Origin of the sequence: Rossellomorea aquimaris (assembly GCF_008180865.1) — a bacterium.
In the GTDB taxonomy this organism is placed as follows: Bacteria; Bacillota; Bacilli; order Bacillales; family Bacillaceae_B; genus Rossellomorea; species Rossellomorea yichunensis.
The window spans coordinates 313,294-330,080 of record NZ_VTEX01000005.1; the positions used below are offsets into that span (position 1 = coordinate 313,294).

Below are 16,787 nucleotides of genomic sequence, written 5' to 3' on the forward strand. Positions count from 1 at the left end.
GATCCGCTCCCGCTCTTCATCATGTAGTACAGAACGATCTTGTGTGTCACTCACTTCTTTCACCTTCCTTATTCAGAGTATAGATACATTAATCGCGGAGAATTCGGCTTAGATAGCAGCTTCATTAATGCCGCTGCTTCCATGTCCTGCCCTATCATTTTCTTTGCACCCATACTGAAGAATTCGGAGAAAGGATCGCCTGCAGTATATTCAAATACTTGAGCACCTTTTAACTTATAATCTTTCTTCATGGCTTCAATGGTATCCTCTACATAGCCGAATTCGTCAATCAGATTGACTTCTTTGGCCTGGATTCCATCATATACTCTTCCGTCTGCGATTTTCTTGACCTCTGCTTCTGACATATCACGGCCACTTGCGATGACATCGACGAAGCCTTCATAGGAATTATCGATCATGGATTGAAGAATCTTTCTCTCTTCTTCCGTCATTTCACGTGTCGGGCTCATGATGTCTTTGTACGGTCCGCTCTTGATGGTCACGAAATCGACTCCATATTTCTCTGCGAGTTCCGAATAGTTGATGCTTTGCATGATGACACCGAGTGAACCGGTCAGTGTTTCTTTGCTGGCGAATATTTTCGTAGCCGGTGCAGATATGTAGTAACCTCCGGAAGCTGCCGTGCCCCCCATCGATACATAAATCGGCTTTTTCGCTTTATCCATGATTTCTACAAGCTTCGAATGGATCTGAGCACTCTCCACTACGCCGCCACCAGGGGAATTCACTTTTAAAATAATCCCTTTGACAGATTTATCTTTTTGAACCGCATCCAGCTTATCCATAAAGAGTTCATGGTTGTATCCCGGGCTTTCAAATAGAGAATTAGCGCCACCCGTATCCTGAATGACACCCTCTACTTCCAAAACAGCGATCCGTTTCTGGGCATTCCCCTCATCAATCACTTCTTCTGAAAAAGGGTTGTCTGTTGCGCCAAGCATGTCTTCAAAGGCTTTATTAAAATCACCGGTCGCCGCAGATGTAGCGAAATTGACTAAAATAGAAACAAAGAATAACCCAACAGCAATCCCTAATGCCGTCCATCTTTTTGCATTCATCTTGTATATTCCTCCCTTGTTTACCCTATCTTATGTAAGGATATAAATATCATTCTCATGTAAAAACATGATAGAATATTCACTAAGTTAGATTCTAGCAAAATTTCATGGAAATGGGAAAAATTATCTTATTTTTTATTTCAGGGAGGTACTACATATGATGAATAACCGTCGAAATATTTATTTCTATGCCTTAAATGAAAAAGGGATGCAAACAAAGCTGGACCGATTATACGAGCTTGCCACCCGTTATGATTTCAACATTGTCGATTCTCCAAAGACAGCGAATATCATCGTCAGTATCGGAGGGGATGGAACGTTTCTTCAGGCCGTCCGCCAAACCGGCTTCAGACAGGATTGCTTGTATGCAGGCATTTCTACAGGTGGCACCCTGAGTATGTATTGCGACTTCCATATTGATGACACATCCAAAATGATTGAAGCGATGACAACCGAGCAAATCGAGGTACGCAAATATCCGACCATTGAAATTACCGTCGATAACCAAACCTCCTTCCATTGCCTGAATGAATTCAGCATCCGCTCCGGCATCATCAAAACCTTCGTCATGGACGTTTTCATCGATGATAATCATTTCGAAACGTTCCGGGGAGACGGGATGATCATAGCGACTCCGACGGGAAGTACCGCTTATAATAAATCGGTCAGCGGAGCAGTCGTGGATCCGATGCTGCCTTGCATTCAAGTGAGTGAGATGGCGTCCTTGAATAATAACCGCTACCGTACGCTTGGGTCTTCCTTCATTCTTAGCGATAAGCGCCGCCTGGTTCTTAAGATCGTTCAGGACGGTAATGACTACCCTGCAATGGGGATGGACAATGAGGCCCTTAGCATTCAACACGTAGAAAAAGTCGAAGCGAAGTTAAGCGATAAAATCATTAAAACCGTGAAATTGAAGGATAATTCGTTCTGGGAGAAAGTGAAGCGTTCGTTCTTATAAAAAAATGGTTCCGAATGGGTATCAGAACCCCATTTTCCTCTCTGTTGTGCCAAAACCAGCCAAACTTGTGCCACTTTCCCCGTTTGTTGTTCCAAATTGTGAACAAAACCAAGGTCCGTCCCTATACAAAAAGCTCCAGCACATGCTGGAGCTTTTCGCATTTTATCAAGCGGATAATCTCGCTTCCCGTCTTCGCTTTCGGGCGTATTGCACTCTTGAAGCTGTGAAGATGGTTAAGGCGAGCCATATGAACATAAACGAAATGAGATGGGTGAATGAGAATGTTTCGTTATAGACCCATATGCCGAGAATCAATGTGAGGGTCGGTGCAATGTATTGCAGGAATCCGACCATATAAAGCGGGATTTGTTGAGCACCCTTTGAAAAGAACAATAAAGGGATGGCGGTTACCGCCCCCGCACCCATCAATAAGAGGTCCGTCCCTAACGATACATGGAATAGGGACATGGAACCTTCATTGTACATGTAGCCCAGGTAGAGTAGGGACACTGGAGCGATGGTCAGGGTTTCCAGGGTCAGGCCGATGGATGATTCGACTTGGATGAGCTTTTTGGCTAATCCGTATAACCCGAAAGAGAATGCAAGACCGATAGCGATCCATGGGAAATCACCGTAGGAAATCGTGAGAATCAGAACCCCGATCGCGGCCAAACCAAATGAGACCATTTGAGCTTTTGACAAGCTTTCCTTCAGGATAAATACCCCTAACAATACGCTCACCAGGGGATTAATATAATACCCCAGGCTCGCTTCCACCATTTGATTTGTATTCACGGCCCAAATATAAATGAACCAGTTCGTACTGATCAATAAAGAAGCGAGTAGTAATGCAAACAGCTGCTTCTTTTTCGTAAGAGATGTTTTTAAATATAAGGAAAAGTCCTTCCAGCGTTTACTTACGAATAAAAATAGTAGCATAAACCAAAAGGACCAAAAAATGCGGTTAGCGAGAATTTCATAGGCGGAAACATGATTCAACCATTTCCAATAGATCGGGAGAATTCCCCATAAAAAATATGAAAAAGCTGTGTAGATGATTCCAGCTTGATCGTTTTGCTTCATAAAAACACCCCCAAAACTATTTCTATTTCCGAAATATCTCCATTATATCCATGAAAAGTTTTGGGGGCAATGATTATTTATTTTTTTTATAAACGATGGTCTCGTCTACCACCGTCATAGCTACTACTTTGTTTAACAATTGATCGGCATCCACTTTGAACGGATCGATGTCTAAAACGGTAAAGTCCGCCGTAAATCCTTCACGTATCTGCCCTCTGTCACTTTCATGGTGACAGGCATAGGCACTTCCCTTTGTAAACAGGGAGAGGGCTTCATACATCGTAAGCTTTTCTTCAGGGCGATACTCTGTTTTGTCAGGATCCAATGGATTCGTTCTCGTAACCGCCGCATGAATTCCCCAAAGCGGATTAATCGGCTCGATTGGCGCATCAGATCCACCGGCACATGGGATGCCTTCCTCAAGAAGTGTTTTCCACGCATAGTTATACTGCATGTTTTCCTCTCCAAGTCTCTCGACTACCCAAGGGAAATCCGACGCAACAAACCTTGGTTGAATATCAAGAATTAACGGAAGATCCTTTATCTTCTCGATCAGCTCTTTACGGAGGATTTGGGCATGAATGAGTCGATCCCGTCTTCCAAAGTGAGATGGCACTTTCATGATGCTATCGAGTACATTTTCAAAAGCCTGATCTCCAATCGTATGAACGGCAATCGGAAGATCATACTTTCTAGCCTTCTTCACAAGTTCAAGGAGTTTTTCGTTTGTATGGATGCTGACTCCGCTTGTGCTTGGGTCATCGGCATATGGATAGCTTAATAGGGCAGTCCGGCCGCCTAAAGCCCCATCAGCAAAGATCTTCATGGCACCGAATTCAATAAATTGATTGCCGCTGAGGAAATGGTGACCATCTTCCTTCCAATCTTCAATCACTTCATGATGAACCAATAGATGAGCCCTGAATTTCTTCTTGCCCTCGGTGATTGTTTGTACAAATGCATCATACGTTTTCTTAAAGTTTCCATAGTAGCTTAAATCTTCTGTATGTCCACCTACCAGTCCGTGCTCCCAGCAGCTTTCGATTCCTTTCGTCAGGGCACCTACAAGATACTCAGAGGAGATGGCCGGTAATGCATCGATCATCAGATCCTGAGCCTTATCCTTTAACAATCCGTTTAATTCACCAGCTTCATCCCTCTCAATCAATCCACCGGAAGGATCGGGAGTCCCCTCATCGATACCTGCATTTTTTAAAGCGGGTGAATTCACCACCATGGCATGACGGCAAATGCGTTTCAGGAGTACAGGATGATCCGGTAAAACTTCATCAATTTCCTGCTTGGTTAAAACCGCCGCATCACTCCAGAGGTTTTCGTTCCAGCCTTCGCCAATGACCCATTCACCTTTCATGAGCCCATTTGCTTTTTCTTTTATTGCCTCTAATACTTCCTGCTTACTATTCATACTGGAAAGATCCAGCCTCATTAACGTTTCGCCATGCCCGATCAGATGCATGTGACTATCGACAAACCCGGGAAACATCACTTTTTGTCCAAGATCTACTTCGGACTCAATCGTGAATTGTTCATTCTTCACCAGGTCTTCAGATGAGCCCACTCCTTTGATGACCCCATCTTCCGTGTAGACGGCTTCAACGTGATGTCCTTCTTCTTGCATTGTATAAATGATTCCGTTTTTCCATAAAGTGCCCATGATGTTTACCCCTTCTTTACAAAAAAATTCTGTTTTTCAAATGTACCATATTATAGGAGGAATCTGAAAGAGAAAGCTTTTTCATAAGGTTCTTTTCATAAAGATTGTTGTATTCTAAAATAGTATCTGCGAGGGCTCTGTCAACCAGTTTTTGCTGGATGGTGAGGGGAACTGCTCCGCTTTCCGCGGACGTTCGGCCGAGCCTCCTCAGCTTCGCTTCCGGGGTCTCGGCACGTCCGTACTTCCGCAGGAGTCTACGCAGTTCCCCTCACCATCTTTAACAGAATTTTCTTGACAGAGCTTCAAGGTGTGCAAGAAAACAAAGTAACTAAAAAAATTCTTCTTCCTTAAAAGGTAAATCAATCTCTACATACCCTTAAATGAGATTGTTTACTAAAATTCTTGTTTTAATTGTTTTCCATTAAGGATTCATGCTCAGAAAGTTGATTGGAGCGGAAGGATGATCGACTCCTGCGGGAATAGCTGGACAGTACGAAAAGCGGAGGGGCTTTGCCTTGGGGCGACAAGCATAAGTCGAGTCTGCCGGAAAGGCGCTCTTTGCCTTTTTGGCAGACTTGGCTTATGACCTCGAGCCCCTAAGCCCCGTAGCTGGACAGGTGAGACCCCGCAGGCGCAGCCGAGGAGGCTCACCGCCAGCCCCGCGGAAAGCGAGCATCCTGTAGCGGAAATCAACTATTACTTTCTCCATCTACAATAAGCAACAAACTTTACAAAAAAAGCCTTTTCATAAAAATAGAGAGCCCTAAAGGCTCCCTATCCCTGATTAGTTTTTAACTGAACTCATTTCTTTTTGTCTCAGCTCGATTCTTCTAATCTTTCCTGAAGTTGTTTTCGGCAATTCTCTCACAAATTCAATTTTACGCGGGTATTTGTACGGTGCTGTTAAGTCTTTTACATGCTGCTGTAGAGCAGGAATCAATTCGGGATCCTCTTGATTCACATCATTTCGCAGTACGACAAAGGCTTTCACGATCAGTCCCCTTACTTCATCGGGACTTCCTACAACGGCACACTCCTGAACCGATGGGTGCTTGACTAAGGCATCTTCCACTTCGAATGGTCCAATGGTATATCCGGAGCTGATGATGATATCGTCTCCTCTTCCTTCGAACCAGAAGTAGCCATCTTCATCCTTTTTCGCTTTATCACCTGTAATGTAATAATCCCCTCTGAATTGCATCGCAGTCCGCTCGGGATCTTTATAATAATTTTTGAATAGAGCAGGTGTTTCTACATGAACCGCGATATCCCCGACTTCTCCGACTTCACATGGATACCCTTCCTCGTTAATGATTTCCACTCTGTTTCCTGGAGTTGGTTTCCCCATTGAGCCCGGTTTCAGCTCCATGCCTTTCATGATACCGACGAGGAGCGTATTTTCGGTTTGGCCATAACCATCACGGACTTCTATATTAAAATGTCTCTTAAAGGCGTCGATGACTTCCCTGTTTAATGGTTCTCCAGCCGATACTGCACTATGTAATTGATTTAGTTTATAAGATCCGAGATTATCCACTTTGGCCATCAGGCGATACTCTGTTGGTGTACAGCACAGAACATTGACTCCATTGTCCTGAAGCAATTGAAGATATTTATTAGGGTCGAATTTACCTTGATACACAAGTCCAGTGGCTCCGGATCCCAGTACAGACAGGAACGGACTCCATATCCACTTCTGCCACCCCGGACCTGCAGTAGCCCAAACCGTGTCTCCCTCATCAATGGATAGCCATTCACGGGCTGCCGTCTTCAAGTGAGCGTATGCCCAGCCATGAGTATGGACAACTCCTTTAGGGTTTCCAGTCGTACCTGACGTATAAGAAAGGAACGCCATATCATCACGCTTTGTATCAGCGAAGGATAATTCTTCAGAAGCTGTTTTCATTTCATCCTCTAATGCAATCCATCCTTCTTGTTTGTCCCCCACAACGAACTTTTGGAGATTTTCCATTCCTCTTACGTTTTCAAACTGCTCAACAAATGGAGAGTAAGCTACAATTCCTTTCACGTCACCGTGGTCGATTCTGTATTCAAGATCCTTTGTTCTAAGCATTTCTGAACTTGGGATCACCACGAGCCCGGATTTAAGAGCAGCAAGGTACACAGCGTACGCTTCGATTAAACGTGGAACCATCACAAGGATGACATCGCCTTTTACCAGGTTCGAACCCAAGAAAACGTTTCCAATTTTATTTACATTGTTCAATAATTCCCGGTAGGTGATTTCTGCTTTCGTTCCCTCTTCGTTTTCCCATTTAATTGCAAGCTTCTGTTGATCACCTGCGTACTTCTCTACTTCCTCTACTAAATTGTACTTTTCTGGTGCAATAAGTTCTTCTCTCTTCATTCTGGCTCCCCCTTGTTTGTCGATTCTCCTCTATTATACAAAATAATTCAAATTTTTTAAATTATTCGTTTATATTTTTCCTAACTACAAATTATGAGGATTTTCGACAAAAGGGTCATAAATCAGGGGTGATTTACAAAATCCGATCAAAAAATAACATCAACTTTCAAAGAAAAAGGCTCTTGTCTTAAAGTTTCTAGCTATCTTAAAGAAGAAAGTAATAGTTGATTTCCGCTACAGGATGCTCGCTTTTCACGGGGCTGGCGGTGAACCTTGTATCTTCTGAATGAGTTGTAGTGTGAAACCTTGGACCGTTCCTTTCCGCTCCAGGCACTTGCTTTCCGCGGGGAGGAAGTCGAGCCTCCTCGACGTTCCGTCTGTGGGGTCTCGACCTTCCCTCTATCTCCCGCAGGAGTCAAGTGCCTTCCGCTACAATCCACTCTGTGCTTCTTATTCCGGCTACCTAATTGCGTTTTGAAAAACACCAGAAAGCTCCTATTGTAGATATTTTTACGATTTTTCCCAGAAACAAACTTAACGGCATTTAATCGATAAAACCAACCTTTATAATATTGAATATGAATGGTAATTCTACACCCGTTATCAATTACATAGTGATTCACGGAAAATCATAGAGAACAATAAAAGCATTAAAAATTATTTCATTATAGAAGTTAGTTGAATAACACCCTAAAGAGGCTGGGACTAAAGTGTTTTAGTCTAAGAAAAACACGAACAGATCTGCTGGCTATTAGGCATATTTATTCGGTCTATTATTTATTTTCGTACATTTAATTTTAGCTATTTCCAGCGGTTTATTGGAGTGCAAGACGAAGACTCCCTCGGGAAAAGTAACTTATGTGAGACTTGTCCAGCTATAGGGCTTAGAAGCAAGTGTCATAAGGCCTCTGAGCGAAGCCCCTCCGCATTTCTCCACCCGCAGGCTTGCCGAGGAGGCTCACGAGCTACCCGCGGAAAGCGTAGTCTTGCACGGAAATCATTAGCGGTATTAAGACTACCTATTGTTCGTCTTTATATCGTGGTTTTTTAGTTTTGTTCCAGCCTCTTTCATCATAGTAAAAAACAACATTAGACTTTAATAGAGCCAAAAAGAAAAAATTAAAAAGGAGCGAGAGAATCTCGCTCCTTGTAGCCATTGTATTTAATTATTTTGCGTATCCGCCACCGATTTGTTGTTCAGCCATTTGAACTAAACGTTTAGTGATTTCACCACCTACAGAACCGTTAGCGCGTGCTGTTGCATCTGGACCAAGTTGAACTCCGAATTCTGAAGCGATTTCGTATTTCATTTGGTCGATTGCTTGTTGAGCTCCTGGAGCTACTAATTGATTTGAACTTCTGTTTGCCATGTGTTTTCACCTCCTTGTGAGTATAGATTGTGTAAAAACACATGGCTTCATGCAAAGAAAATTGTTGGTAAATAATCCTAAATTTTTAGAGTAGTTCGTCAAAGGTTTTTTCTACATTTGAACCTGTGGATCCATCAATGGTGATGGTTTCCGTACCTTCGACGGCTTCTTTAATAAGAGTATCAAAATCAACAAAGCTTTCATAATACGTCACTTTATCTTTTTTAGGTCTTGTTTTTGGAGCAGGTGGCGTGAAGATGGTACAGCAGTCTTCATATGGAAGAATCGAGATATCATGTGTATCGATCTTTTGAGCGATATCAATGATTTCAAGCTTGTCCATGGCGATGAGCGGTCTGAGTACCGGTGTATTTGTCACATCATTAATGGCCTGCATGCTTTCTAACGTCTGACTCGCTACCTGTCCAAGACTTTCCCCGGTCACCAGGGCCAATCCTTCATTCTTTTCACGAATCTCATCAGCAATTCGGAGCATCATACGTCTCGTTGAAGTCATCGTGTAATTTTCAGGAACCTGATCATGAATCGTTTGCTGAATTTTCGTGAACGGTATGATATGCAACTTCACCTTTCCACTGAATGCAGACAGTTTCTTGGAAAGATCGATCACCTTTTGCTTTGCCCGCTCACTTGTAAAAGGTGGGCTGTGAAAATGGACCGCCTCTATTTCGACGCCTCGTTTCATCGTTAAATACCCGGCAACCGGACTATCGATGCCTCCTGATAGCATGAGCATCGCTTTTCCGCTTGCGCCAACCGGCATCCCCGTTGAGCCTTGATAAATTTCAGAGGAGAGATAGACACCCTCTTTTCTAACTTCTACATTAAGGTTGATATCTGGATTTTTCACATCCACTTTTAATCCATCCATATTTCGGAGGATATAGGATCCGACTTCGTAATTCAATTCGTTTGTATCCATGGAGAACTTTTTATCCGCTCTGCGGGCAGACACCTTGAACGTTTTCCCTGGTGTGAAACTCTTTTGAACGAGGGCTAATCCTGCTTGGTTGATCTCCTCGATATCCTGAGCCACTTTTACAACCGGACTGAAGGATTGGATTCCAAAGATTTTCTCCAATCTTGGAATGATTTCTTCCCCGTTCTCTTCCCCTAATTGGATATGCAATCGATCCCGGCTTGCTGAAACTGAAATCGTGGGAAAATCTTTCAATGCCTGCAGAATATTTTCCCGTAACTTGGCCGTGAACATCTTTCGGTTTCTGCCTTTTGTTGAAATTTCACCGTATCTGACTAGTATGCGATTATAATTCATCGTGATCTCCTCATTGTCTTTTGTAATTGTTCTATTTCTTTTTTTAGTAACTGTATGAACTGACGGCACTCTTCCATCGTATTGTGAAAAGATAGACTGATACGAATGGAGCTGTTCGCCTGGCTCTTTGAAACACCCATCGATAGAAGGGTTCGACTTGGCTTACTTTGCTTTGATGAACATGCACTTGTTGTGGACACGAACACCTCATGCAAGTCCAATGCGTGAACGACGACCTCACCTTTGAAATCTTCTATAGAAAAGTTAAGGATGTGAGGAGCATGGTGCTCCACTGGTGTATGAACGGTCACACCTTCCATTCTTTCCAGTTCTTTTCTTAAATATCGCTGGTTTTCCTCCATCATAGGAAGCTGTTGTTTACTTTCCGTAAGGTGCATCCTTAATGCCTTTGCAAATGACACGATTCCACCTGTGTTTTCCGTACCGCTTCTGAGATTCCCTTCTTGCTCCCCACCTGAAATGATAGGGGATAGCTCAAGTCCGTCCCTCACATAGAGCATTCCAGTTCCTTTAATGCCATGTATTTTATGAGCGGAAATGCTGCATAAATCAATATGCCTTTCGTGGAGAATAAGGGGGACCTTCCCGCATGCCTGAACAGCATCAACATGAAAAAGGATCTTTGGATAGTCAGAAAGCAGCATCCCTATTTCCCTGATCGGCTGAACACTCCCGATTTCGTTGTTCACCTGCATGACAGAGACGAGAATGGTGTCTTCCTGGATCGCGTCTTTTACTTGTTCAGGTTGAATCCTTCCTTGCGCATCGACATCGAGGTATGTCACTGAATACCCGAATAACTCTAATTGTTTAACGGCACTCCGGACGGAAGGGTGCTCTATATTCGTGGTAATAATATGTTTCCCTCTGTGCCCGTATTGTAAAGCCGTCCCCTTTATCGCCAGGTTATTCGATTCTGTTCCACCAGAGGTGAAGAATACCTCTTTCTGCTTTATATCTAATAATGAGGCCACTTGTTCCCTGGACTGTTGAATTAATTTTTCAATACGCCCTCCAAAGGAATGAATCGATGAAGGATTAGCATAAAAGTGTTCATTCACTTTAAGAAATGTATCCAATACTTCCTTATATGGCTTGGTTGTTGCACTATTATCTAAATAAATCAAGATTTCACCTTCTTTTACTTATGGTGACCTGCGGATTTCACAGTAATATATTCAATCATTAATCTTACCATAAATCATTCTGAACCCAAATCTTATTCAACATGCATGGCAGGATATTATTGTAGCAATACTAATTTTCTAAGATCATTCGAGAATTTTTAGCAATTTCCAAAAATAATCATTGAAAAATGACAGAATTTTTGCGAGAATCATAAAGGAAATAATCGCAAAAGTTATTTAAATATACTAAATTGTAAGACTATTTAGTATTTCGACATTTTTCTACAATCTTATGATAAGATAATTTTGCTTATGATAACGATTACAAACGGAGGGTTATATATGAATGAGAAAGCGCTGTCATTCAGCCAAATCTTTACTATAGGATTAATGCTCTTTGCTCTTTTCCTCGGAGCAGGCAATATGATTTTCCCGCCCTTTTTAGGTCAGCAGGCCGGGGAACATGTGTGGACCGGTATTTTCGGATTTCTCATTACAGGAGTAGGACTTCCTTTATTGGGTGTTATCGCCATCGCCAAATCTGGAGGAGATCTTCAGACACTTGCAAATCGAGTTCATCCTTTATATGGACTAGTCTTCACCATTGTGATGTATTTGGCCATCGGACCATTTTTCGGGATTCCTAGAACCGGTACAGTTGCCTATGAAATCGGAGTGATCCCATTTTTACCTGAAGATGTTGCAAAATACGGAACTCCTTTATTCATTTATACGATCATCTTTTTTGGATTAACCGCATGGCTTGCGATGAATCCTTCAAAGCTCGTGGACAGAATCGGAAAGATTTTAACACCTTCCCTGATCGTGATCCTTACGATCTTAGTGGTCAAGAGTATCGTAACTCCTATGGGAGATTTCGGAGCACCTAACCCCGCTTATCAGGATGGAGCGCTGTTCAAGGGATTCATTGAGGGGTATCTGACGATGGATACCATCGCGGCTCTAGTATTCGGGATTGTTGTCATTAATTCCATTAAAGACCGTGGTGTGACGAGTAAAGCAAACCTGACTCGGATAACGATCATTGCAGGGGTCATCGCTGCCATCGGTTTAGCACTTGTTTATTTATCTTTAAGTTACATTGGAGCTACAAGTACAGATTCCATCGGTACCCAAGCTAACGGTGGTGCCATTCTATCAGCGGCAGCAAGTCATTTATTCGGTTCTTCAGGAACAATCATCCTGGGACTGGCGATCACGTTTGCATGTATTACTACGTCAGTCGGACTAGTTTCTGCATGTTCACAATATTTCGCAAAGATTCTCCCTGTATCATATCCGAAGCTAGTGATCATCATGTCTGTATTTAGTATGATTATTGCCAATATTGGGTTGACTCAGCTGATTGCTGTATCATTACCGGTACTCATCTTCATCTATCCATTGGCCATCGTATTGATCTTATTGTCGTTCATGCACAATGGATTTCACGGATATTCTCTCGTCTACGTGGGAGCCCTGATTCCAACAGGCTTGATCAGTTTAATTGATGGGATTAAAACCGCCGGGATTGACGTGACTGCCATCAGTCAATCGCTTGAATTCCTTCCTTTCTATACACAAGGGATCGGCTGGTTAGTGCCTGCTATGATCGGTGCAATCATTGGGTTCGTAATTGCCGCACTTGCGGGGCAGACAAAGCGTACGATTGAAGCCAGTTGATTACATGAAAAAAGGACTGATTTAGAAATTCATTCTAAATCAGTCCTTTTTATTTATGATGATTATTATTTTTCCTTAATATCCATCATTTTCTCGATTTTCTTAAGAGCACCCGGCTCTACTTTTTCAATCGTTGTTGCCGCTTCTTCCAATGCTTTGCGGTAATCGTATTGACGGAAGGATTCTTCAGCAGACTGAAGACCATCCCTGACTGAACTATACTTACTGCGGTAGCGATTTCCATATTGAATAATTTTCTCGGATAGAAGTACGTTTTCGATCAGATCTCCCGTCTTCGTGTAAAAATGATCGACAGTGTCTTCTGCTCCAAGTAGTGTTTCTTGAACAAACTTCATGTTTAAAGGCTTTTCGGTTAAGCTGGCATTCACTTGCTCAATCTTCCGATGGACCTCATCGAGAAGATCCTTGTAATCAGCAGGTAAGCCGGGTACATTACTCTTTGAAATCATGCGGCTCGCTTCAGCCACCTTTTTCTTAAGCTCCTGGATTTTTTCGCGGGTTGCCAGTTCATCCTTACGCAAGTTTTGTAAGTAGATGGAGAACTCACTCTGTTCACGATCCAATTCTTCCAGGCCGTTTCGGATTTCTTTCAGCTCATCACTTAGTGAGGAGTACGCAGTTCCATTCGATTCTTCTTTATTCATCAACATTTCGTGACGCTTTGAAAGCTGAATGATCTTCGTCTCAATTTCGTACGGTGTATCAAGGTCCGCATCTTGAAGATGGTAGCCTTGTTTCACAAGCGTTACTTCGGATTGAATATCTTCATTATCTTCCTTTGCCTTGATCAATCCTTCAGTCGTCTGATCTTTATACTGTTGGACAAAATGTTTGGCATGTACTTCTTTTTCCAGTAAATCATAAAGGTTCTCGACCTTTACTTTAATTTCCTGAATTCCTTCTTCTACCTCTTCTACCTTCAGTTCTTCAAGATTTTTATTAAAGTGGAGCAAGGTATCCTTCAGGGATGCAACCTCATTCTCTACATCAATATGATCAAGCTTGTATCCTTGACCTTTCATCTCCACGTATCCCGCTTCAAGCTCGGACAACTGTGTAGGCAGAAGGTTTTCACAATCGGTGATCAGTTTCGGTACCGTCTCCATTTTGTAGGAAACATCCTTCATTTCCTGTGCCAGACTAAGGACTATTTCTCTTGCATCCAGATAATTCCCCTGCTCTGTTAAGTCATTGAATTGATCCATCTGTTCAGAGAGCTTATCTAAAATGTTCTCTATGTACTTAGCGGTTTGACCATATGTATGACGATACGCAAGTAACTGCTTTTTACTATTTCGATAGTCTTCTTGAAGAGATTGAATTTCTTCACGGTTCTTCTCTTCGCTGCCGATCAGTTCATTTAACTCTGTCAGAATTTGCTCGATTTTCTGTTCGGTCTCAGTCAGGACCTTGTCGATTCGGGATAGGATCTCTTTCGTTTTGGTAAATCGAAATTTATCGGTGTACTCTTCTGCATCGAATAGCAGTTCTTCAACATCAGGAAGCTGCACCGCAACAATCTCATCCCATCCTTGTCTCCAACCGTCAAACAATTCTTCTGTTTGCCCCGTCATATTCAGTTGCTTCACTTTGGAGAGTTCATCTGAAACCGGCTTGTTCATAATATCTATTTTCCAAGCTTCATAGCGATCAATTTCAGCGTAATATTTTTTTCTAGAGATAAATCCGATAAGGAATATGATTAAGATAAGTATTATTCCAGCGATGACGTATTGCATCTTAAGCCCCCTGTTCAACTATTCAGTAGACATCTATATCAATTTGAATGTTTCATTAATAAATTCTCATTGCTATAATGATACCATGTTAACGACAATTTTTGACTATTAATTTCTAATTTTTCAGTGATAAAAAGTCATTTTCAGCAAATTCAAGGAAAAATAGACTTTTTTTATGTATTTTTAATATTACTTTTTATTTTTCAGGCTGTTTTCGTTAAAAATTGTGTTATTTTTTTGAAATGAGTGGTGTATGAAAATTGGGACCGTTCCTTTCCGCTACAGGCACAAGATTCCCCGGGGAGGAAGTCAAGCCTCCTCGGGCTTTGCCCTGCGGGGTCTCGACCTTTCCTCTATTTCCCGCAGGAGTCAAGTGCCTTCCGCTCCAATCCACTCTGTGATTCTATATTCTTACTGCCTAATTAAACCAAAAAGGAGCGGAAATAACAGTAGATTTGGGTCGCCCTTATCGTTAAGAAAAAATGAAACAGTAAAGAGAACGATAAAATAAACCAAATGACAAAAAATGGTTTTAATTACCATCGAGCACACACTGGTTAACAGATCATTTGCAGGTCCTATGTTATAATTCACACTGTTTAAGAAAAAAGCCTTTTTTAGAATTAATCACTATTTACAAGGAAGTGAAGACTTTTGGTGAAAGTGGACGGACATATTCATACCCCTTTTTGTCCTCATGGAAGTGCCGATACATTTGAAATGTATATTGAAAGAGCGCTCTCTTTGAACTATTCTGCTATAACTTTTACGGAGCATGCGCCACTTCCCCAGAGCTTTGAAGATACAACCCCGGACAAGGATAGCGGAATGGATCCATCACATCTTTTGGAATACTTTCAAATCCTGGATATCCTAAAGGAGAAATATAAAGGTGAAATCACGATTCTTTCAGGGTTAGAGGTCGATTACATTGCAGGCTTTGAAGAAGAAACCGCTGAATTTTTAAATACTTACGGACCCGGATTGGATGATAGTATTCTTTCCGTCCATTTTTTAGAGCACGGAGGAAAATGGGATTGCCTTGACTACAGTCCTGATGTATTCCATTCTATGATTGATTATTACGGATCCGTCGATGCGATTTACGAACACTATTATGATACGGTAATAAAGTCTATCAAAGCTGACTTGGGACCCTATAAGCCTAAGCGGATCGGCCATATGACCCTCGTAAAGAAATTTCAAAGGCTGTATCCGGCTTCCCGTGCCTTTTCAGATAAAACTTCTTTGATATTAAAAGAAATGGCATCGAGAAATTTGGAACTGGATTATAATGGGGCAGGCCTGGTGAAGCCCTTCTGTGGTGAGCCCTATCCCCCAACAGAAATCATCCAACAAGCTCATTCTTTAGGAATCAAAACCGTTTATGGCTCCGATGCCCATACAGCTGCAGGTCTCGGTCAAGCTAGAGCAGAGATGCTGTGATAAAAACAAAGAACTCTTCTATTAACTTCGAAGAGTTCTTTTGTTGCTTTTCACTGCTTAGATAATGAGTTCTGTCTTCATGATTTCCTTCGCTTCAGAAACGAGAAGTAAATCAATCCACTGATCGATATTTTTATAGTATTGATCGATAAAATAATATTCCTGAGGGAACATTTGCCACACTTCCCTTAGTTGCTGGCTATTGAGAAACGGCATCGTCAGCATGGATTTGAGCTGAATCACCAAAAAGCTGACAGGTTGTTTCTTCAGGGCATGATCTTTCATCCCTTGTTCAAACAATCGCTTCATATAGTGTCTTTCTTTCATTAAATATGAAGAAATGATTTCACGCACAACCTGCGAATCAATCGAAACTTCCCTCCAGATGAACCTGGATAATTGATGATGTTCACTTTGGAATTTCAAGATTTTGTACACTGCCCGCTTTAAGCATAAATCCGCACTTACATAGTTCAAGGCTTCCACTTCTTCCTGAAGAAAGCGCAGATACTGTTCAAAGAAATGAGTGAAGCACGCTTCCAGCACACCCTGCTTTCCTTTAAAATAATAGGAGATGGTAGCGGGGTTAACATTCGCTCTTTTTGCTATATCCCGGACAGAGGTCCCATCAAAGCCATGATCATAAAACAAATACACGGCTGCTTGAAAAATGGCATCTTTCGTCGATATGGAGGTATCTAGTTTTTTCATATTTCCCCTTCTTTCAAATATGATAGGCGTATGAAAAAAACAGTGACAAGAATTCAATCTATTAAAAATCTTTTGATGAAAAAATCTAAATCATTGAAGGTTTCGATGAATTATGCTAAAAATGGTTCAATAGATGTTTCTATTATAGTTTGTTTACACAAAGAATTCGTGTTTTCATGTGGATTTCCTTTAAGTATTTCTCGACA

The 16,787-nt window shown here is 41.8% G+C and carries 12 protein-coding genes; 3 read left to right on the forward strand and 9 right to left on the reverse strand.

Translation table 11 applies throughout. From position 1 onward, the window contains the following. Positions 1-68 precede the first annotated feature (68 nt). Complete coding sequence (gene sppA / locus FZC88_RS19450) at positions 69-1,079, reverse strand: signal peptide peptidase SppA (protein WP_148996121.1); 1,011 nt, start codon at positions 1,077-1,079, stop codon at positions 69-71. A gap of 160 nt (positions 1,080-1,239) precedes the next feature. Here sppA and FZC88_RS19455 point away from each other — a divergent pair, with 160 nt between their 5' ends. Then, positions 1,240-2,040, forward strand: a complete 801-nt coding sequence (locus tag FZC88_RS19455) for an NAD kinase (protein WP_148996207.1) — start codon at positions 1,240-1,242, stop codon at positions 2,038-2,040. A 165-nt stretch (positions 2,041-2,205) separates the two neighbouring features. On the opposite strand, the gene rarD is transcribed toward FZC88_RS19455, so the two are convergent. The 6 genes from rarD to FZC88_RS19490 form a co-directional block, all read right to left on the reverse strand. After that, positions 2,206-3,123, reverse strand: a complete 918-nt coding sequence (gene rarD, locus FZC88_RS19460) for an EamA family transporter RarD (RefSeq protein WP_148996122.1) — start codon at positions 3,121-3,123, stop codon at positions 2,206-2,208. A 73-nt stretch (positions 3,124-3,196) separates the two neighbouring features. Beyond that, positions 3,197-4,798: an amidohydrolase gene (locus FZC88_RS19465; protein ID WP_148996123.1), complete on the reverse strand. Its 1,602-nt coding sequence runs from the start codon at positions 4,796-4,798 to the stop codon at positions 3,197-3,199. Between the two features lie 784 nt (positions 4,799-5,582). Then, positions 5,583-7,166 (reverse strand): acyl-CoA synthetase MbcS, encoded by a 1,584-nt coding sequence (mbcS, locus tag FZC88_RS19470; protein WP_148996124.1) that lies wholly within the window; start codon positions 7,164-7,166, stop codon positions 5,583-5,585. Positions 7,167-8,332: 1,166 nt separating this feature from the next. Then, positions 8,333-8,536, reverse strand: coding sequence for an alpha/beta-type small acid-soluble spore protein (locus tag FZC88_RS19480; protein WP_044339433.1), 204 nt, complete (start codon positions 8,534-8,536; stop codon positions 8,333-8,335). Positions 8,537-8,621: 85 nt separating this feature from the next. Further along, complete coding sequence (gene thiI, locus FZC88_RS19485; RefSeq protein WP_148996125.1) at positions 8,622-9,833, reverse strand: tRNA uracil 4-sulfurtransferase ThiI; 1,212 nt, start codon at positions 9,831-9,833, stop codon at positions 8,622-8,624. Next, entirely contained in the window at positions 9,830-10,981 is a 1,152-nt protein-coding gene (locus FZC88_RS19490; protein WP_148970934.1) for a cysteine desulfurase family protein, read from the reverse strand. Before FZC88_RS19490 ends, thiI begins: the two co-directional genes overlap by 4 nt. 342 nt (positions 10,982-11,323) lie before the next feature. Here FZC88_RS19490 and brnQ point away from each other — a divergent pair, with 342 nt between their 5' ends. Next, positions 11,324-12,664 carry a branched-chain amino acid transport system II carrier protein gene (gene brnQ, locus FZC88_RS19495; RefSeq protein ID WP_148996126.1) on the forward strand — a complete coding sequence of 447 codons (1,341 nt, stop codon included), beginning with the start codon at positions 11,324-11,326 and terminating at the stop codon, positions 12,662-12,664. A 65-nt stretch (positions 12,665-12,729) separates the two neighbouring features. Here brnQ and ezrA read toward each other — a convergent pair whose 3' ends face one another. Continuing rightward, the gene (gene ezrA, locus FZC88_RS19500; protein ID WP_148996127.1) at positions 12,730-14,424 is read right to left on the reverse strand and encodes a septation ring formation regulator EzrA; all 1,695 of its coding nucleotides are present in this window, start codon (positions 14,422-14,424) and stop codon (positions 12,730-12,732) included. Positions 14,425-15,081: 657 nt separating this feature from the next. Here ezrA and hisJ point away from each other — a divergent pair. Beyond that, positions 15,082-15,870: a histidinol-phosphatase HisJ gene (gene hisJ / locus FZC88_RS19505; RefSeq protein ID WP_148971034.1), complete on the forward strand. Its 789-nt coding sequence runs from the start codon at positions 15,082-15,084 to the stop codon at positions 15,868-15,870. 57 nt (positions 15,871-15,927) lie between these two features. Here the strand turns inward: hisJ and refZ are convergent, their stop codons facing one another. Next, entirely contained in the window at positions 15,928-16,581 is a 654-nt protein-coding gene (gene refZ / locus FZC88_RS19510; RefSeq protein ID WP_148970949.1) for a forespore capture DNA-binding protein RefZ, read from the reverse strand. Between the last annotated feature and the right edge of the window lie 206 nt (positions 16,582-16,787).

Bases quoted from the DNA above. Each gene is read 5' to 3' on its own strand.
- sppA (WP_148996121.1), bottom strand. From the start codon at position 1,079: ATGAATGCAAAAAGATGGACGGCATTAGGGATTGCTGTTGGGTTATTC.
- FZC88_RS19455 (WP_148996207.1), top strand. From the start codon at position 1,240: ATGAATAACCGTCGAAATATTTATTTCTATGCCTTAAATGAAAAAGGG.
- rarD (WP_148996122.1), bottom strand. From the start codon at position 3,123: ATGAAGCAAAACGATCAAGCTGGAATCATCTACACAGCTTTTTCATAT.
- FZC88_RS19465 (WP_148996123.1), bottom strand. From the start codon at position 4,798: ATGGGCACTTTATGGAAAAACGGAATCATTTATACAATGCAAGAAGAA.
- mbcS (WP_148996124.1), bottom strand. From the start codon at position 7,166: ATGAAGAGAGAAGAACTTATTGCACCAGAAAAGTACAATTTAGTAGAG.
- FZC88_RS19480 (WP_044339433.1), bottom strand. From the start codon at position 8,536: ATGGCAAACAGAAGTTCAAATCAATTAGTAGCTCCAGGAGCTCAACAA.
- thiI (WP_148996125.1), bottom strand. From the start codon at position 9,833: ATGAATTATAATCGCATACTAGTCAGATACGGTGAAATTTCAACAAAA.
- brnQ (WP_148996126.1), top strand. From the start codon at position 11,324: ATGAATGAGAAAGCGCTGTCATTCAGCCAAATCTTTACTATAGGATTA.
- ezrA (WP_148996127.1), bottom strand. From the start codon at position 14,424: ATGCAATACGTCATCGCTGGAATAATACTTATCTTAATCATATTCCTT.
- refZ (WP_148970949.1), bottom strand. From the start codon at position 16,581: ATGAAAAAACTAGATACCTCCATATCGACGAAAGATGCCATTTTTCAA.